The organism is Stutzerimonas azotifigens DSM 17556, from assembly GCF_000425625.1.
GTDB lineage: Bacteria > Pseudomonadota > Gammaproteobacteria > Pseudomonadales > Pseudomonadaceae > Stutzerimonas > Stutzerimonas azotifigens.
Window position 1 is genome coordinate 1 of record NZ_AUDU01000082.1, and the last position, 17,078, is coordinate 17,078.

Annotated in this window: 14 protein-coding genes and 1 pseudogene; 6 read left to right on the forward strand and 9 right to left on the reverse strand. The window is 68.8% G+C overall.

Annotated elements, in window-relative coordinates; genetic code table 11:
- Positions 1 to 33: 33 nt before the first annotated feature.
- The 3 genes from H610_RS0108025 to H610_RS0108035 form a co-directional block, all read right to left on the reverse strand.
- Positions 34 to 876 (reverse strand): pirin family protein, encoded by an 843-nt coding sequence (locus tag H610_RS0108025; RefSeq protein WP_043238032.1) that lies wholly within the window; start codon positions 874 to 876, stop codon positions 34 to 36.
- A 92-nt stretch (positions 877 to 968) separates the two neighbouring features.
- The gene (locus tag H610_RS0108030; RefSeq protein WP_028239187.1) at positions 969 to 1,742 is read right to left on the reverse strand and encodes an MlaA family lipoprotein; all 774 of its coding nucleotides are present in this window, start codon (positions 1,740 to 1,742) and stop codon (positions 969 to 971) included.
- Positions 1,735 to 3,033 carry a serine/threonine protein kinase gene (locus H610_RS0108035; RefSeq protein WP_028239188.1) on the reverse strand — a complete coding sequence of 433 codons (1,299 nt, stop codon included), beginning with the start codon at positions 3,031 to 3,033 and terminating at the stop codon, positions 1,735 to 1,737. The genes H610_RS0108030 and H610_RS0108035 overlap by 8 nt, the downstream gene beginning before the upstream one ends.
- Before the next feature lie 227 nt (positions 3,034 to 3,260).
- Here H610_RS0108035 and H610_RS0108040 point away from each other — a divergent pair, with 227 nt between their 5' ends.
- The 4 genes from H610_RS0108040 (at position 3,261) to H610_RS0108055 (ending at position 6,383) form a co-directional block, all read left to right on the forward strand.
- The gene (locus tag H610_RS0108040) at positions 3,261 to 3,629 is read left to right on the forward strand and encodes a DUF2784 domain-containing protein (RefSeq protein ID WP_028239189.1); all 369 of its coding nucleotides are present in this window, start codon (positions 3,261 to 3,263) and stop codon (positions 3,627 to 3,629) included.
- Positions 3,630 to 3,760: 131 nt separating this feature from the next.
- Entirely contained in the window at positions 3,761 to 4,570 is an 810-nt protein-coding gene (locus H610_RS0108045; RefSeq protein ID WP_028239190.1) for an SDR family oxidoreductase, read from the forward strand.
- Positions 4,571 to 4,656: 86 nt separating this feature from the next.
- Complete coding sequence (locus H610_RS0108050; protein WP_152529065.1) at positions 4,657 to 5,817, forward strand: MFS transporter; 1,161 nt, start codon at positions 4,657 to 4,659, stop codon at positions 5,815 to 5,817.
- Between the two features lie 137 nt (positions 5,818 to 5,954).
- On the forward strand, positions 5,955 to 6,383 hold the full coding sequence (locus H610_RS0108055; protein WP_028239192.1) for a hypothetical protein: 429 nt from the start codon (positions 5,955 to 5,957) through the stop codon (positions 6,381 to 6,383).
- A 10-nt stretch (positions 6,384 to 6,393) separates the two neighbouring features.
- Here H610_RS0108055 and H610_RS0108060 read toward each other — a convergent pair whose 3' ends face one another.
- The 5 genes from H610_RS0108060 to H610_RS0108080 all read right to left on the reverse strand — a co-directional run bounded on the left by H610_RS0108060 (position 6,394) and on the right by H610_RS0108080 (position 14,370).
- On the reverse strand, positions 6,394 to 6,624 hold the full coding sequence (locus H610_RS0108060) for a YheU family protein (protein WP_028239193.1): 231 nt from the start codon (positions 6,622 to 6,624) through the stop codon (positions 6,394 to 6,396).
- Positions 6,621 to 9,395, reverse strand: a complete 2,775-nt coding sequence (locus H610_RS0108065; protein WP_028239194.1) for a hybrid sensor histidine kinase/response regulator — start codon at positions 9,393 to 9,395, stop codon at positions 6,621 to 6,623. The genes H610_RS0108060 and H610_RS0108065 overlap by 4 nt, the downstream gene beginning before the upstream one ends.
- A 162-nt stretch (positions 9,396 to 9,557) precedes the next feature.
- Positions 9,558 to 10,754 carry an osmoprotectant NAGGN system M42 family peptidase gene (locus tag H610_RS0108070; protein WP_028239195.1) on the reverse strand — a complete coding sequence of 399 codons (1,197 nt, stop codon included), beginning with the start codon at positions 10,752 to 10,754 and terminating at the stop codon, positions 9,558 to 9,560.
- A 99-nt stretch (positions 10,755 to 10,853) separates the two neighbouring features.
- Complete coding sequence (ngg, locus tag H610_RS0108075; RefSeq protein WP_028239196.1) at positions 10,854 to 12,593, reverse strand: N-acetylglutaminylglutamine synthetase; 1,740 nt, start codon at positions 12,591 to 12,593, stop codon at positions 10,854 to 10,856.
- Positions 12,594 to 12,597: 4 nt separating this feature from the next.
- Positions 12,598 to 14,370 carry an N-acetylglutaminylglutamine amidotransferase gene (locus tag H610_RS0108080; protein ID WP_028239197.1) on the reverse strand — a complete coding sequence of 591 codons (1,773 nt, stop codon included), beginning with the start codon at positions 14,368 to 14,370 and terminating at the stop codon, positions 12,598 to 12,600.
- Positions 14,371 to 14,656: 286 nt separating this feature from the next.
- Here H610_RS0108080 and H610_RS0108085 point away from each other — a divergent pair, with 286 nt between their 5' ends.
- The gene (locus H610_RS0108085) at positions 14,657 to 15,064 is read left to right on the forward strand and encodes a MarR family winged helix-turn-helix transcriptional regulator (protein ID WP_408054992.1); all 408 of its coding nucleotides are present in this window, start codon (positions 14,657 to 14,659) and stop codon (positions 15,062 to 15,064) included.
- A gap of 460 nt (positions 15,065 to 15,524) precedes the next feature.
- Here H610_RS0108085 and H610_RS0108090 read toward each other — a convergent pair whose 3' ends face one another.
- Positions 15,525 to 16,379 carry a LysR substrate-binding domain-containing protein gene (locus H610_RS0108090; protein ID WP_028239199.1) on the reverse strand — a complete coding sequence of 285 codons (855 nt, stop codon included), beginning with the start codon at positions 16,377 to 16,379 and terminating at the stop codon, positions 15,525 to 15,527.
- A gap of 96 nt (positions 16,380 to 16,475) precedes the next feature.
- Here H610_RS0108090 and H610_RS24840 point away from each other — a divergent pair.
- Positions 16,476 to 16,685: pseudogene (locus tag H610_RS24840) on the forward strand (DUF1127 domain-containing protein); the annotation flags it as partial.
- Positions 16,686 to 17,078: the final 393 nt, after the last annotated feature.

Sequence of the window (17,078 nt, forward strand, 5' to 3'; positions counted from 1 at the left end):
GATGCAGGCCGCAGGCCTGCCAACAATGGCGGTTCAGGCCAGGGTGCCGTCCCGATAGTCGCGCAGCGCCTGCTCGATCTCCTCGCGACTGTTCATCACGAAGGGGCCGTACTGCACGATCGGCTCGCCCAGCGGCTTGCCCGCCAGCAGCAGGACCCGCGCGCCGTCCTCGCTCGACAATTCCAGCGCGCCGCTCTCGGAGAGCCGTGCGAGTTGCTGGCTTTCCACCGGCTGCGGATTGCCGGCGACTGCCAGGCGGCCCTCGTACACGTACAGCAGCACCCGGTGCCCGTCCGGCAGCTGCGGCGCGATGCGGCCACCGGCCGGCAGCACCAGGTCGAACAGCTGCGGCTCGGTGCCCGGGCGCTGCACCGCGCCGGGCTGGTCGAGTTCCTCGCTGCGCAGATGCCCGGCGATCACCTTCGCCTGCACGCCAGTCGCGCTGCGCAGCGTGGGGATTTCCTCGGGGGCGAAGTCGCGGTAGCCCGGCTCGCCCAGCTTGTCGCGCGCCGGCAGGTTCAGCCACAGCTGGAAGCCGCGCATCAGGCCCTGCTCCTGCTGGGGCATCTCGCTGTGGATCACCCCGCGGGCGGCTGTCATCCATTGCACGCCGCCGCTTTCCAGCTGGCCGACGTTGCCCATGTGGTCTTCGTGGCGCATGCGGCCTTCGAGCATGTAGGTGACCGTCTCGAAGCCGCGGTGCGGGTGCGGCGGGAAGCCGGCGATGTACTCGTCCGGGTTTTCCGAGCCGAACTCGTCGAGCATGAGGAACGGGTCGAAGCGCTCCGGGGCGGCGCCACCGAAGACGCGGGTCAGCCGAACGCCCGCTCCGTCGGATGTCGGGCGGCCGGTACTCAGGGACAGGATCTGACGCATGACGGGTACCTCGCAAGGAGAGGGCGCCAGATTAGGGCAGGGGGATCGATCGATGCGCGCAATATCCATGATCTTTCTATCGACCCTGTCGATCATTCGTCGATCTGCAGCTGCCGCGCCCTCATGTACACATAGCGGACCTTGGAATATTCGAACGGCGAGTTCAACTGGCCGTAGCGGAAGGGTGTGGTGTAGCGCGTGTTCACCGCTTCCAGCAGCAGGAGTTCGGGATGGTCGCCGCTGAAGTCGGCGTAGTTCAGGAAGTCGACCTGCTGGTGGATGCCGGTGTCGACCACCCGGCCGCCGGTGTCGCGCAGGTTCGACGGGCCGAGCACCGGCAGCACGATATAGGGGCCGGCCGGCACGCCGTAGAAGCCCAGCGTCTGGCCGAAGTCCTCCGGCTGGCGCGGCAGGCCCATGCGCGTGGCCGGATCCCACAGGCCCCCGACGCCGATGATGGTGTTGAACAGCAGCCGGGCGGTGGTGCGCATGGCGCGCTCGCCCTTGAGCTGCAGCGCGCTGTTCACCAGGTTCGGCACGTCGCCCAGGTTGTCGAAGAAGTTGCTCACGCCGTTGCGCACCAGCCGCGGGGTGACGCGCTGGTAGCCGCGCACCACCGGCAGCAGCACCCACTGGTCCAACTGGTAGTTGAACTGGTAGATGCGCCGGTTGACCGGCTCGAACGGGTCGTAGACCTCCAGCGCCTGGAAGGTGGCGTTCTCGAAGACGGTCTGGTCGAGCCCGGCGTTGAATTCCAGGCTCCGCAGCGGGTGGGTGAAGCCGTCCTCGTCGGGAATGGCCGGCTGCTGGGCCCAGGCGGCGCCGCTGGCGAGGATCAGTCCGGCGAATAGCAGGGCTCTAGCCACGCAGGAACTCCAACATGTGTCTGGCATTGACGTGATAACCGAGGTTGCCGCAGTGGCCGCCCAGCGGATACAGCAGCAGGCGCTCGCCGAAGGTGCGGCGCAGGAAGCCGAGGTCGCCGGGGCCGAGGATGAGGTCGTCGGCGTTGTGCATCACGGCGATCTTCGGGCTCTGGCGCAGGTAGTCCTCCAGCGCGTAGAGGCTGACCTGCTGGTTCAGCTGGTTGAGGCTGCCGCCGTCGTACAGCGCGCGCCACATGGGAATCACCTGGTCGGTCAGGTAGCAGTCGAAGTCGCACAGCAGGGCGCGCTTGAAGTACGGCTCCAGGCTGGTGCCGGCGTTTATCCGCGTGTCCGGCGGGATCACCAGGCCGCGGCGGTTGATCAGGTCGGAGACGAAGGTGATGTCCGCCGCCGAGAAGCGGAAGGAGGCGCCGATCAGCATTGCCAGCTGCTCGTCGGTCAGGGCGTGGGACGATTGCTGGAAGTCGTAGAGCAGGGCGTCGTCCAGATTGATGTAGCCGCGGTCGTGGAAGTAGCGGGTGAGCCTTTCCATGACCAGTTCGTAGAAGCTGCCTTCGGCCTCCAGACCCTGGATGTTCGCCTGAACCAGCAGGTCGAGGTTGCTGATCGAGGTGTAGAGGTTGACCGGCGGATTGATCAGCAGCACCCGCTTGAAATCGAAGCTCTTGCGGGTCTCGTCGAGGTGACTGACGAAGGCCGCCTCCAGGGCGCCGAGGCTGTAGCCGGTGAGGTAGTAGTCGGTCACCGGCAGGTCGCGCTGCTGCGCGCGGATCGCCTGCATCACGTGGTACAGGTCCTTGGCATCCTCCGGCGTGATGCCGGGGGTGGCGAAGCGCGAGGCGGCGGCGATGAAGTCATAGCTGGTCGGCGACGACAGCTGCACCACGTGGAAGCCGGCCCCGTAGAAGAAGCGCTTGAGCCACTCGACGTTAGCGGCCGAGTAGTGCGCGCCGGTCCCGGCGATGATGAAGATCAGCGGCGCCGGCCCGGGTTGCCGCGCCAGGCGGTAGCCGAGTTTCTTCACCGCCCAGAAGTTGTCCGGCAGCTTGAAGGCACGTTCGGGGTTGAGCGACAGGCTGAAGTCGGCCTGGTCGATGTCGTCGTAGGCCGGCACCGGGGCGCGCAGGTGGGCCGGGGTGCCGGCGACCGTCGCTTCGAATGGATTGGCCAGCGGAAATTCGTAGTCGTCGACCGCGAGCTCCTGGGCATGGCCGGTCGCGCCGGCGAACAGCAGGCAGAGCAGCCCGAGGACGGGCAGGAACCTTGGCATGCGGTATCCCTGTGTTGGAGGTGTGTCCACGCGAGGCATAGGACCGGTCAAACGCGACGGAGTGCCACCAGGCACCCGGGCGGCCCCAGGCATGCCCGAGTTTACCCGCCGACACCCGCCAGGGCGCAAGCCGGCGGCCTTGGGCGCTCCGCGGCTGGCATCGGTCACCGCTTTGCGTAACATCGACCGGGGCGCATGCCCTGTCACGGACCCGCTCGGAGGGCCGCATGCTCCATCGCCTGGCGGCCGATGCCGTCGTGCTGCTGCACCTGCTGTTCATCCTCTTCGTGCTGTTCGGCGGCGCGCTGGTCTGGCGCTGGCCGCGATTCGCCTGGCTGCACCTGCCGGCGGTGGCCTGGGGCGCGCTGGTCGAGCTGCTGCACCTGTGGTGCCCGCTGACGCCGCTGGAGCAGTGGCTGCGCACGGCGGCCGGGCAGCGCGGCTACGAGGGCGGCTTCGTCGAGCACTACCTGATCCCGCTGATCTATCCCGCCGGACTGACGCCGCAGGTCCAGTTGTGGCTCGGCGCGATCGTGCTGGCGGTCAACCTCGCCGCCTATCTATGGCTGTTCCGCCGCTGGAGCCGGCGTCCCTGAAGCGGCGCCCGGCCGGCTGCGGGGGCGGTTTGCCGCAGGCATTCAGCAGCCTGATGAAGCCTCGGGCCGTTCGGCTCCTTGGCTACACTCGCCGCAACGACCGACCCTCCCAGACAAGAAGGCTTTACCGAATGCACAACCGCATGATGATCACCGGAGCGGGCTCCGGCCTCGGGCGCGAGATTGCCCTGCGCTGGGCTCGCGAGGGCTGGCGCCTGGCGCTCTCCGACGTCAACGAGGCCGGCCTCGCCGAGACCCTGAGAAGCGCCCGCGAACTGGGTGGCGACGGCTTCACGATGCGCTGCGATGTGCGCGACTACAGCCAGCTGACCGCCCTGGCCCAGGCTTGCGAGGAAAAGCTCGGCGGTATCGACGTGGTGGTCAACAACGCCGGCGTGGCCTCGGGCGGCTTCTTCGAGGAGCTGTCGCTGGAGGACTGGGACTGGCAGATCGCAATCAACCTGATGGGCGTGGTCAAGGGCTGCAAGGCCTTCCTGCCGCTGCTGAAGAAGAGCCGGGGCCGGATCGTCAACATCGCCTCCATGGCCGCCCTGATGCAGGCGCCGGGCATGAGCAACTACAACGTTGCCAAGGCCGGCGTGGTGGCGCTGTCGGAGAGCCTGCTGGTCGAGCTCAAGCCCGAGGGCATCGAGGTGCACGTGGTCTGCCCGTCGTTCTTCCAGACCAACCTGATGGACTCCTACCGCGGGCCGACGCCGAACATGAAGGCGCAGATCAGCAAGCTGCTGGAGGCCTCGCCGATCACCGCCGCCGACATCGCCGGCTACATCCACGACGAGATCGCCCGGGGCACCTTCATGATCCTGCCGCACGACGAGGGCCGCGCCGCCTGGAAGGTCAAGCAGCAGAACCCGCAGGCGATCTACGACGAGATGACTGCGCTGACCGAGAAGAAACGCAGCAAGATGAAGACGATCTGACTGCACAGTCAGATTGTGTCTTGCCCGCGAGGGAGCCGGGGAGTAGGGTTGCCTGCCCGGCTTCCGTCGCAACCCCTGGTCCAACCGTGAAAACCCTCTCGCGCTGGCTCCTGGTGCCAGCCCTCGTGCTGGCCGCCGTCAACCTGCGGCCCGGTATCACCTCCTTCGCGCCGTTGATCGAGCGCATCGCCACCGACCTCCAGCTCAGCCGCGGACTGATCAGCCTGACCACCGCGCTGCCGGTGCTGTTGATGGGCCTGCTGGCGCCGCTGGCGCCGCGCCTGGCGGTGCGCCTCGGGCTGGAGCGCGCGATCACCTGCTGCCTGGCCTTGATCGGCCTGGCGCTGAGCCTGCGGCTGTTCGGCCTCGAGGCCTGGGTGCTGATCGGCAGCGCCGGCCTGCTCGGGGCCGGCGTCGCCGTGGCCGGGCCGCTGCTCTCCGGTTTCATCAAGCGGCATTTCTCGCAGCGCATGGGGCCGATGGGCGCCTGGTATTCGCTGAGCATGACCATCGGCGGCACCGCCGGGGTGGTGCTGACGGCCCCGCTGAACGATTGGCTGGGCGGCCGTTGGCACTGGGCGCTGGCCTTCTGGATGGTCCCGGCGGTACTGGCGGTGGCGGTCTGGACGAGGGTGCCGAGCCAGCCCGAGGCGGCCGGCCAGCAGCGCGCCGGGCTGCCCTGGCGCGAGCCGCGGGCCTGGCTGATCAGCCTCTTCTTCGCCCTGCAGGCGGGGCTGTTCTACGGGCTGGCTACCTGGCTGGTGGCGCGCTACCACGAAGCCGGGTTCAGCCTGCTGCAGAGCAACGCCTTCTTCAGCGGCTTCATGCTGGTGGGGTTGCCGAGCGCCTTCCTGATGCCCTGGCTGGCGCAGCGCTTCGACAACCGGCATCACCTGATGGTCGGTTGCGGCGCGGTGGCCACTGTCTGCATGGCGTGCATCACCTGGTGGCCGGAGTGGGCGCCGGTGGTGGTGTGCATGCTGCTCGGCATCGCGCTGAACGGCACCTTCTCGCTGTCGATGATCCTGCCGATGTACGAGGCGCGCACCCCGCTGGCGGTCAGCCGGCTGACCGCGATGATGCTCTGCACCGGCTACTGCCTGGCCTGCCTGTCGCCGGTGCTGACCGGCCTCGGTCGTGACCTGGGCGGCGACTACCGCTGGCCGTTCACCGTCCTGACCCTGGGCGGCGTGGTCATGGTGCTGCTGGCCTCCCGTCTGGCGCCGCACCGGGACCCGCAGCGCTGAGCGCCGCGTGCCTGTGCCGGCGGTCACCTCTGGCGGAGGCGGCGGTGGCCGCGGCGCCGCCACTGTGCTAGAAGGCTGCCCTCGATGCTCCGGGGCGGCTGGCCCCGGAGGGCTTCGCACCTATCTGGAGTGACGGCTTGGAGTCCGAATCCATCGTTTATGGCTGCATCCGCGACTGGCCTTCGGCCGATCCGCTGGAACTGCGCGAGCGCCGGGAAAGCAACCGGCAGGTTCTCGAGGCGCTGCCGCGCGGCGGCGACTGGCCCTTCATCGGGCGGGAGATGTTCTCCTTCGAGCAGCGCGACGACGCCGGGCTGTACCAGACCCAGGTAATCCATTTCGGCGCCAGCTACCGCGCCGTGGAATACGAGTGGACGCTGTGGATACGGCGCTTCGAGGCGCTGCTGCGCAAGCTCTACTGGACCCAGGCGGTGGTGCACCTGGAGACCGAACTGAATGGCAGCCACACCTTCCGCTGGGAAACCGCCGCGGGCACCCACGCACCCGGCACCCACCCCCTGAAGATGCGCTGTGCCTGGGAGCGCGAGGGTGGCGTGCTCGGCTGAGCGCGTGCCGTCACGGCTCCAGCCATCCCCTCGGCACGTCGCGCCTGAGCGCCAGCTGGCACTGGCCGCTGTCCGGGTCGAAGACGATCACCGCCTGCTCTTTCTCGAGCGCCCGGCGCACCCGCTCGACGCGCGTCGCCAGGGGCGTTTCGTCGCCGTTGTCGGTGCCGTCGCGGGTGACGAAGTCCTCGATCAGGCGGGTGAGGGTGTCGGGTTCGAGCTGGTCGTGCGGGATGATCATGGCGTCTCGTTGCTTGGCGAGGGGGCGACCGGCGTGTCGGGTTCGCCCAGGAAGCGGTCCAGGCAGCCGTAGAGCTGGCTGCCGTCCACCGGTTTGCCGAGAAACGCGTCCATGCCGGCCTCGGTGCCGCGCTGGCGGTGTTCGTCGAGGGTGTGCGCGGTCAGTGCGACGATCGGCACCGGCGCCAGCGCCTCGGCGGCTTCCAGCTGGCGAATCCGCCGGCTTGCGGCGAAGCCGTCGAGCTCGGGCATCTCGCAGTCCATGAGGATCAGATCGACGTCCAGCGGCGCACGCCGGTATTGGTCCAGCGCCTCGCGGCCGTTGGCGGCCAGGCGCACCCGGTAGCCGCGCTTGCCGAGCAGCCCCTTGACCACCAGTTGGTTCACCGGGTTGTCCTCGGCCACCAGGATGCAGCGTCGCCGGTCGCCGGGCAATGGCCGCTCGCCCGGCGCCGCGGCGGTGGGTGTGGGGCGCGGCGCATAGAGCCGGGTCAGGGCCTCGCGCAGCGACACGATGGCCAGCGGCTGGGGCAGGCCGACCAGGCGCAGGTCCTGCGCTTCGGACGGCGGGTTCTGCGTCGGTGGGCAGATCAGCAGCACGCGCTGGCCCGGCTGCAGGTGCGGGTGCAGCGGGCCGAGCCAGGCGCCGGGCTCGCCCGGCCAGGGCGCGATCAGCACCAGCAGCGGCGGCGCCTGGTAGTCGGCCAGGTAATCGGCCAGCCGGGCGGGATGCAGGCAGCGCTCGGTGCGCATGCCCCAGCGCCCGAGCAGGCGCTCGACACCGTCCAGGGCGCGGCCGTCGAGCGAGGCCAGCAGCGCCGGTCGGCCGGCCACCAGGCCGGGCAGCGGGTCCTCGTCGTCGGCCGCGGCGCGCAGCGGCAGCTCGAACTGGAAGCGCGTGCCGTGCCCGTAGCGGCTTCGCACCTCGATGTGGCCGCCCATCATCTCCACCAGCTCCTTGCTGATGGCCAGGCCCAAGCCGCTGCCGCCGTAGCGGCGGGTGGTGCTCGAGTCGCCCTGGGCGAAGGACTCGAACAGCCCCGCCAGCCCTTCCGGGCGAATGCCGATGCCGCTGTCGCTGATGCCGAACTGCAGCCTGGCGTCCGTCGTGTCGGCGCCCAGGCGCCTGACGTCGAGAGCGACGTAGCCGTGTTCGGTGAACTTGACGCCGTTGCTCAGCAGGTTCATCAGCACCTGCTTGAGGCGCGTCGGATCACCCTGGATACGGCGTGGCACGCCCGGCTCGAGGCTGACATGCAGGTCCAGGCGCTTGTCCAAGGCCTGGGCGGTGAACAGGCTGAGGGTGTCGGACACCAGTACCTCGAGATCGAACGCGATGTCCTCCAGCTGCAGCTTGCCGGACTCGATGCGGGCGTAGTCGAGGATGTCGTTGATTACCGACATCAGCGAATTGCCGGAGCTGGCGATGGTGTCGACGTAGAAGCGCTGGCTGCGGTCCAGCGGCGTTTCGCGCAGCAGCGCGAGCATGCCCAGCACGCCGTTCAGCGGGGTGCGGATCTCGTGGCTCATCTTCGCCAGGAAGCGGCTCTTCGCCTCGCTTTCCACGTGGGCCTGCTCGGCTGCCCGGCGCGAGCGGAAGCCTTCTTCCTTGAGCAGGTTGATGCGGTCGGCCAGGCCGATGGAGAGGGTGATCAGCTCGATGGTGACGCTCGCCTTGACCACCGCGGCGCCATACAGGCCGAACAGTTCGAAGCCGAGCGAGCCGGCGGTGACGATGATGAAGGAGGCCAGCAGCGCCCCCCAGGCGAGGATGTAGTACGAGCCGTAGCGCACGCCCTTGCGCCAGACGTAGGCGCCGGTGAACAGCAGGCCGACCGAGGAGCCGAGCACCGCGACGCTGGCGAGGACGCTCCAGGTCTGCAGCTTCACCGCCAGGCCCGCGAGCAGGATCACCAAGCTCAGCAGCAGGGCGATGCGCAGCATGGCGTCCAGACGCGGCGCGTAGGTGCGGGTGTGCAGGAAGTGGCGGCTGAACTGGATGGCCGTCAGGCAGTGCAGCAGCATCAGCAGGTAGATGCCGGTGTTCTGCATGGTCGCCAGTTCGGGCAGCAGGCGCGTCAGCATGCCGTCGAAGGCGGCGGCGAACAGCGAGATGTTGAGGTTGTAGACCAGGTACCAGAAGTAGGCCGGCTCGCGCAGCGACACGAACAGGAACAGGTTGTAGCAGAACATCGCAAACACGACGCCGTAGAAGGCGCCGTTGAAGCTGCTCAGCCACTCGTGGGCCGAGGCGCTGCCGGAGAAGGAGGCGAAGTACAGCGGCACGTACAGGGTGCTGGTGGACTTGACCCGCAGCAGCAGGGTCGAGGTGCCCGGCGGCAGTTCCACCGGAAACCAGAAGGTACTGACCCGCACCGGCCGATCGCGATAGGGAAAGGCATCGCCGGTGCGCTGGTGGTGCAGTTCGCCGTCGGGGGTGATCAGGAAGAGTTCGACGTAGTCGAGCAGCGGGTAGTCGACCTCGAAGAAGCCTCCGACCGAGGCTTGCTGGCGGTTGTCCAACTGCACGCGGAACCACCAGGTCGAGCTGTTCTTGCCCTTGTTGGCGTGCTCGCCGGCCACCGGCCTGAAATCCTCCGGTGGCAGGTCCAGCACCTGCCCGACCTGCAGCCGGCCCTCCGGGTCCTCCAGGAAACCGGTCCAGGGGCCGAGCGCCAGGCGCAGGTCGCCGCTGGTGATCGGGACGGGGGCGGCCCGGATGGACACCGCCAGGCACAGCAGCAGAACAGCCAGAAACAGACGCGGCATCATCGATCCTTGAAAACGCACGGCCAGCGTACCGCCCAGACCCCAGCCAAATCCGTACGACGGTCACATCAGAGCCGGTCGGAAGCCGGCCCGGGGTGCCAGGCCGCTAGCCTGCCGCGTCGCGCCCGCCCGGGCAAGCGTCACATCGGACGGCGGCGAGGGTATTCAGGGCGTCTCCTCGGAGTGACGGCCCACCAGGCTGTCGACCGCCGGCACGCGCGTGTCGTTCTCCATCTGCGCATCGTGCTCGAGCTGGTGGCTGAAGCGCTCCAGCGAGCTCTTGCCGGCCTGCGCGTCGCTGGCGAATACCGGCGGGCTGAGCATGTAGGCGCTGATCAGCCGGGTCATGGCGGCGAGGCTGTCGATGTGGGTGCGTTCGTAGCCGTGGGTAGCGTCGCAGCCGAAGGCCAGCAGCGCGGTGCGGATGTCGTGCCCGGCGGTGACCGCCGACTGCGCGTCGCTGTGGTAGTAGCGGAACAGGTCTCGGCGCACCGGCACCTCGTGCTCGCCGGCGAGCTTGAGCAGGTGCCGCGACAGGTGGTAGTCGTACGGGCCGCCGGAATCCTGCATGGCGATGGTGACCGAGTGCTCGGTGGATTCCTGGCCCTTGGCCGAGGGCGCGATGTCGATGCCGACGAACTCGCTGACGTCCCAGGGCAGCGCGGCGGCGGCGCCGGAGCCGGTCTCCTCGGTGATGGTGAACAGCGGGTGGCAGTCGATCGGAGGCTCGCGGCCGCTCTCGACCACCGCCTTGAGCGCGGTCAGCAGGGCGGCGACGCCGGCCTTGTCGTCCAGGTGGCGGGCGCTGATGTAGCCGGTCTCGGTGAACTCCGGCATCGGGTCGAAGGCGACGAAATCGCCGACGTTCACCCCCAGTGCGCAGGTTTCGTTGCGGCTGTAGGTGTAGGCGTCCAGGCGCAGCTCGACGTGGTCCCAGCTCACCGGCGCCTCGTCCACCGCGGTGTTGAAGGCGTGCCCGGAGGCCAGCAGCGGCAGCACGCTGCCGCGGATGATGCCGCTGTCGGTGAACACGCTGACGCGGCTGCCCTCGGCGAAGCGGCTCGACCAGCAGCCCACCGGTGCCAGGCCCAGGCGGCCGTTGGGGTAGATCTCGCGGACGATGGCGCCGATGGTGTCGACGTGCGCCGAGATCGCTCGGTCGGGGCTGTAGCGGCGGCCCTTGAGGGTCGCGCGGATGGTGCCGCGGCGGGTCAGCTCGAAGGGAATGCCGAGCTCCGCGAGCCGTTCGGCGACGTAGCGGACGATGGTGTCGGTGAAGCCCGTGGGGCTGGGAATGGCGAGCATTTCCAGCAGCACGCGCTGCAGGTAGTTGAGGTCGGGGACGGGCAACTTGGGGGTCATGCGCACTCCAGATGACGAAAACGGGCTGTCACCCCGGTTGGGAACATGGATGAGCCGGCGGAGTTCACGGGCGAGCAGGCCGTGCCCGCCCGTGCCGGATCAGTGGTTGTGGCTGAGCGGGAAGAGCAGGTCGACGAAGCGTTCGGCGGTCGGCTGCGGTTCGTGGTTGGCCAGCCCGACCCGCTCGTTCGCCTCGATGAACACGTACTCGGGCCGGTCGGCGGCCGGCACCAGCAAGTCGAGGCCGACCACCGGGATGTCCAGCGCCCGCGCCGCCTTCACCGAAGCCTCGAGCAATTCCGGGTGCAGCCGGTCGGTGACGTCCTCGAGCGTGCCGCCGGTGTGCAGGTTGGCCGTGCGGCGCACTGCCAGGCGCTGGCCCTCGGGCAGCACGGTGTCGAAATCGACACCCGCTTCGCGCAGGCAACGGTGCGTTTCCTCGTCCAGCGGGATGCGGCTCTCGCCGCCGGTGGCGGCCTGGCGCCGGCGGCTCTGCGCCTCGATCAGCGCGCCGATGCTGTGCCGGCCGTTGCCGATCACCTCGGCGGGGCGGCGGATGGCGGCGGCGACCACCTGAAAGCCGATCACCACCACGCGCAGGTCCAGCCCCTCGTGGAAGCTTTCCAGCAATACCCGGCTGTCGAATTCGCGCGCGCGGGCGATGGCCTCTTCCAGTTCCTCGACGCTGCGGATGTCCACCGCTACGCCCTGGCCCTGCTCGCCGTCCACCGGCTTGACCACCACCCGCCCGTGGCGGGCGAGGAAGGCCTCGTTGTCCGCCGCGGTGCCGGCCAACTGCTGTGCCGGCAGCTTCAGCCCGGCGCGCGACAGGGTGCGGTGGGTCAGGCGCTTGTCCTGGCAGAGCGTCATGCTGACCGCCGTGGTCAGGTCCGACAGCGACTCGCGGCAGCGCACCCGGCGGCCGCCGTGGGTGAGGGTGAAGAGCCCGGCCTCGGCGTCGTCGACCGTGACCTCGATGCCGCGCCGGCGCGCCTCGTCGACGATGATCCGCGCGTAGGGATTGAGGTCGTCCTCCGGCGCCGGGCCGATGAACAGCGGCTGGTTGTAGGTGTTCTTGCGCTTGACGGTGAAGGTCGGCAGGTCGCGGAAGCCGAGCTTGGCGTAGAGCGCCTTGGCCTGCAGGTTGTCGTGCATCACCGACAGGTCGAGGTAGGCCAGGCCGCGGCCCATGTAGTGCTCGACCAGATGCCGCACCAGCGCTTCGCCGACGCCCGGGCGCGGGCAGCTCGGCGACACCGCCAGGCACCAGAGGCTGGAGCCGTTCTCAGGGTCGTTGAAGGCGCGGCAGTGATTGATGCCCATCACGCTGCCGAGCACCTGGCCGGTGTCCTCGTCCTCGGCCAGCCAGTACACCGGGCCGCCCTGTTCGTGCGGCGTGCAGCGCTGCGGGTCGACCGGCAGCATGTGCCGGCTCTGGTACAGGCAGTTGATCGCCTCCCAGTCCTCCTCGCCCTGCGCGCGGCGCATGCCGAAGCCGCGGAAGCTGCGCGGCGCCGGCCGGTAGTCGGTGAACCACAGGCGCAGGGTGTCGGACGGATCGAGGAACAGCTGCTGCGGCGCCTGCGCCAGCACCTGCTGCGGCGCCGCGACGTAGAGCGCCAGGTCGCGGTCGCCGGGCTTCTCGTTGAGCAGGTCGGCGGCCAGCGTGGCCGGATCGGGGTAGGTGTGGCCGATGAGCACGCGGCCCCAGCCGCAGTCGAGGCTGACCGGGCCCGAGGGCTCCTCGCGGCCGTCTTCGGCCAGGCGCTGCTGGAGGCGCTGGTAGGTCGGTGTCTGGCCGCGCAGCAGGCGCTGGCCGTAGGCTTGAGACTTCTGCATGTCCCTAGAGTCCCTGTTCGCTCAACCACAGATTGACTGCCGCCAGCTGCCAGAGTTTGGAGCCGCGCAGCGGTGTCAGCTGGCCATCCGGATCGGACAGCAGCTTGTCCAGCGCCTTCGCCTCGTAGAGCCCGCGCTCCTGACTCGGATCGAGCAGCAGTTCGCGCACCCAGTCGAGGGTCGCGCCCTGCAGGTGCTTGAGCCCCGGCACCGGGAAATAGCCCTTCGGCCGGTCGATGACCTCCGCCGGAATGACCTGGCGCGCGGCCTCCTTGAGCACGTGCTTGCCGCCGTCGGGCAGCTTGTACTGCGCCGGAATGCGTGCCGACAGCTCGGCCACGCGGTAGTCGAGGAACGGTACCCGCGCTTCCAGGCCCCAGGCCATGGTCATGTTGTCCACCCGCTTGACCGGGTCGTCGACCAGCATCACCGTGCTGTCGATGCGCAGGGCCTTGTCCACCGCGGCTTCGGCGCCGGGCTCGGCGAAGTGCTGGCGAACGAAGTCGCCGGAGAAGTCGCCGCCGACCCATTTCTCCTGCATCAGCTCGCGGTATTCCTCGAAGCTGCGGTCGCGGAAGGCGGCGAGGTAGGCCGCCACCGGATCCTGCGCGCCGTCCACCTGCGGGTACCAGTGGTAGCCGGCGAACAGCTCGTCGGCGCCCTGGCCGCTCTGCACCACCTTGCAGTGCTTCGAGACTTCCCGCGACAGCAGGTAGAAGGCGATGCAGTCGTGGCTGACCATCGGCTCGCTCATGGCGCGGAAGGCCGCCGGCAGGTGCTCGAGGATCTCGTGCTCCTGGATGCGCAGCTGGTGGTGGCGGGTATTGAAGTGCCTGGCAATGAGGTCCGAGTACTTGAATTCGTCGCCGCGCTCGCCGCCGGCATCCTCGAAGCCGATGGAGAAGGTCAGCAGGTTGTCGCCGACCCCGGCCTCGCGCAGCAGTCCGACCAGCAGGCTGGAATCGACGCCGCCGGACAGCAGCACGCCGACGTCCACCGCCGCGCGCTGGCGAATCGCCACGGCGTCGCGCAGGGTGTCGAGCACGCGCGCCTTCCAGTCCTCAAGGCCGAAGCCGCGCTCGTCCTCGTTGGGTCCGAAATCCAGCTTCCACCAGCGCTCCTGGGTGACCCGGCCGGCGGCGTCGACGCGCATCCAGCTGGCCGGCGGCAGCTTCTCGATGCCGGCGATCAGGGTGTCCGGCGCCGGCACCACCGCGTGGAAGCTCATGTAGAAGTTCAGCGCCGCCGGGTTCAGTTGCCCGGGGATGTCGCCGCCCTGCAGCAGCGCCGGCAGGGTCGAGGCGAAGCGCAGGCGCTCGCTGGTGCGCGAGAAGTACAGCGGCTTGATGCCGAGGCGGTCACGGGCGACGAACAGGCGCTGGCTATCGCGTTCCCAGATGGCGAAGACGAACATGCCGTTCAGGCGCGGCAGCATCGACTCGCCCCAGGCGTGATAGGCCTTGAGCAGCACCTCGGTGTCGCCTTCGGAGAAGAAGCGGTAGCCGAGGCCTTCGAGCTCGGCGCGCAGCTCGGGGTAGTTGTAGATGGCGCCGTTGAAGACCATCGCCAGCCCGAGGGCGGGATCGACCATCGGCTGGCCCGAGGCCTCGCACAGGTCCATGATCTTCAGTCGGCGATGGCCAAGGGCCAACGGGCCCTGGCTGTGAAAGCCGCTCGCGTCCGGGCCGCGGGCGGTCAGGTGTTGGGTGATGCGTTCGACCGCCGCCATGTCGGCCGGGCGGTTATCGAAACGAAGTTCTCCAGCTATGCCACACATATCGTCCTTACCGGGTTGCCGTTGGGGATGTGGACTGACGCCCGAGGGCCTTGGTTCGGCCTTTTGGACCAGCGTATCGCCGGGTTTTCGCCGCGCTGTTCGCGGGTACTCGGCGAAGCCCGTCGCGCGCTGCCCGGGCGCCGTCAAGGTTTGATACCAAAACAAAATAATGGTTTGATGTCAAAGTTTCCTGACCGGAAGTATTGGTTGAATGGAAAAGAAAAAGCTTTTGAATGAAACGAATCTGTCACGCACACAGGCGTTCGAACTGCCGCTGTTCCAGGCCATGCGACGCCTGCAGCAGGACGGCGAAGTGCATGCCAAGCGGGTCGCCCGCTTTGGTGGGCTCACGCCGGTGCAACTGATGATCCTGCAGGTGCTGGTAGCGGAGGGGCGCACCACCGCCAGCGTCCTCAGCCGGCGCGTCAGCCTCACCGCGGCGACGCTCTCGGGCGTGCTCGAGCGGCTGGAGGAGCGCGGCCTGTTGCAACGGCAGCGCGACGAACAGGACCGGCGCCGCCACTGGCTGCTGATCAGCGAGGCCGGCCGCGCGCTGCTGCGCGAGGCGCCGCCGCTGCTGCCCCCGGAATTCAGCGCCCGCTTCGCCGCCCTGCCGGAGTGGGAACGCCACAGCCTCACCGCCGCGCTGCTGCGCGCGGCGGAGCTGTGCGGATCGATGGAAAAGGAACTGTGAGCCCGGCACAGGGGGTGGCGGCGCCGCCTCATCCACGCGTGGGTTTGGGCCGGTGCCGGGGCGTTCGTATGGCACAACCGCGCGCGTGGAAAACGCTTTGCGGTTTTCCACTCTACGACGCTCGTCTCCGCGACGGGGCTGGTGTATGCCTTGACGAAGGTAGGGTGGGCTTCAGCCCACCACCCACCAACCGAGCCTCGGTGGGCTGAAGCCCACCCTACGCCCACCCGGCGGCGGAGGCGCAGGGGTGGATGACGGCGCAGCTTCCCACCACGCGTGGGTTTGGGCCGATGCCGGGTCGTTCGTATGGCACAGCCGTGCGCGCTTGTCTGGGCCTCGGCCTTCGCCGGGGCGACGATTCGGTGCATGTCTGGATGGAGGGTGGGCTTCAGCCCACCAGCCGCGCGGTGGATTGGTGGGCTGAAGCCCACCCTACGCCCGACCCTACGGCCCGCAGCTCCTACAATCTGAACCCCTCGACGATGTGTTCGGCCAGCATCTCGCTGACTTCGCTGCGGTTGTGCTGATTGCGCACCAGCACGATGCTGCTCAGCGGCAGGTCGGGCAGGCCCTCGGCGCTGCCGAGGGTGCGCAGCTCCGGCGAGATCAGGCTCTGCAGCTGGGCGGTGACCGCCAGCCCGGCGCCGACCACGGCCATGATCGCCGACAGGCTGGGGCTGGTGTAGGCGATGCGGTAGGGCACTTCGAGGGCGTCCAGCGCGTTGCAGGCCCAGGCGCGGCAGAAGCAGTCGGCGTTGAACATCGCCAGCGGAATCGGGCGCTGCTCATGCACGTCGAAGCCCGCTGCCTCGGCCCAGACGAAGCGCTCCTGGCGCAGCAACTGGCCGATCTCGGTGCCCGGTTCGCGGGTGACGATGGTCAGGTCCAGGTCTCGGCGCTGCAACAACTGGGTCGAGGGCTCGCAGTGCACCTCCACCTGCACCAGCGGATAGCTCTGGGCGAAGCGCGCGAGGATGCCGGGCAGGAAGCGCATCACGTAGTCGTCCGGGGTGCCGATGCGCACCGAGCCGACCATGTGCGGCTGGCGCAGGGTGGTCATCACCTCGCCGTGCAGCTTGAGGATGCGCCGCGCGTAGCCGAGCAGCACCTGGCCCTCGGCGGTCAGCCGCACCTGTCGGCCGCTGCGTTCGAACAGCGGTCGCTGCAGCACATCTTCCTCGAGCCGTTTCATCTGCATGCTGATTGCCGACTGGGTGCGATTGACCGCCTCGGCCGCGCGGGTGAAGCCGCCGTGGTCGGCGATGGCCACGAAACTGCGCAGCAGTTCGGTATCGATCGCGGGGTAGCTGGCCATTCATCAATCTCCGAGATGGGCTGCATCAGAAACATTCGTTGGAATGATCGTACGCCGGGTTCGACACTGGCGCCATCCGATACAGGAGGGCGAACGATGAAAAGGCAGCAGACTGTCGTGAGCGCGAACGGGCGCACGGCTTCGCAGAATGGGTGGGTGCGGCTGATGCTCCGGCTGCGGCGCTGGAACGAACTGGCCGCCCAGCGCCGGCAGCTGGCGCGGCTCGATGCCGCGGCGATGAAGGACCTGGGGCTCAGCCGCGCCGACGTGCTGGCCGAGAGCCAGCGGCCGTTCTGGGACGATCCGCAGCCCGGCCGGCCGGTGCCGCGCGGACACGGGCGCGGCGAGGCCTGGCGCTGGCTGCTGCAGGACGCCTGGCTGCCGCGCCTGCGTCGTCGATGAGTAGGGTGGATGACGGCGCAGCCTCATCCACGCGTTGGTTTGGCCGGTATCGCGGCCTGCCCGGCCGTTCGTAGGGCACATCGTCCCGTGTCCGCGTGGAAAACGCTTCGCGGTTTTCCACCCTACGCCCCTCCATCCCCCGTACGTACCTGTCCGGGCGGGCTTCGGCCCACCAAGGTCTTGAACTACCGCATCTCTCGTTGGTGGGCTGAAGCCCACCCTTGTATCTCGACTACCACGCCATCCGGGGTGATAGTTCCCGACTGATCATCGGGGGAAGGTCAGGAAGCCGTGCCC

Coding starts and splice junctions, on each gene's coding strand:
- H610_RS0108025 (WP_043238032.1), bottom strand. CDS start 876: ATGCGTCAGATCCTGTCCCTGAGTACCGGCCGCCCGACATCCGACGGA.
- H610_RS0108035 (WP_028239188.1), bottom strand. CDS start 3,033: ATGCCAAGGTTCCTGCCCGTCCTCGGGCTGCTCTGCCTGCTGTTCGCC.
- H610_RS0108040 (WP_028239189.1), top strand. CDS start 3,261: ATGCTCCATCGCCTGGCGGCCGATGCCGTCGTGCTGCTGCACCTGCTG.
- H610_RS0108045 (WP_028239190.1), top strand. CDS start 3,761: ATGCACAACCGCATGATGATCACCGGAGCGGGCTCCGGCCTCGGGCGC.
- H610_RS0108060 (WP_028239193.1), bottom strand. CDS start 6,624: ATGATCATCCCGCACGACCAGCTCGAACCCGACACCCTCACCCGCCTG.
- H610_RS0108065 (WP_028239194.1), bottom strand. CDS start 9,395: ATGATGCCGCGTCTGTTTCTGGCTGTTCTGCTGCTGTGCCTGGCGGTG.
- H610_RS0108070 (WP_028239195.1), bottom strand. CDS start 10,754: ATGACCCCCAAGTTGCCCGTCCCCGACCTCAACTACCTGCAGCGCGTG.
- ngg (WP_028239196.1), bottom strand. CDS start 12,593: ATGCAGAAGTCTCAAGCCTACGGCCAGCGCCTGCTGCGCGGCCAGACA.
- H610_RS0108080 (WP_028239197.1), bottom strand. CDS start 14,370: ATGTGTGGCATAGCTGGAGAACTTCGTTTCGATAACCGCCCGGCCGAC.
- H610_RS0108085 (WP_408054992.1), top strand. CDS start 14,657: ATGCGACGCCTGCAGCAGGACGGCGAAGTGCATGCCAAGCGGGTCGCC.
- H610_RS0108090 (WP_028239199.1), bottom strand. CDS start 16,379: ATGGCCAGCTACCCCGCGATCGATACCGAACTGCTGCGCAGTTTCGTG.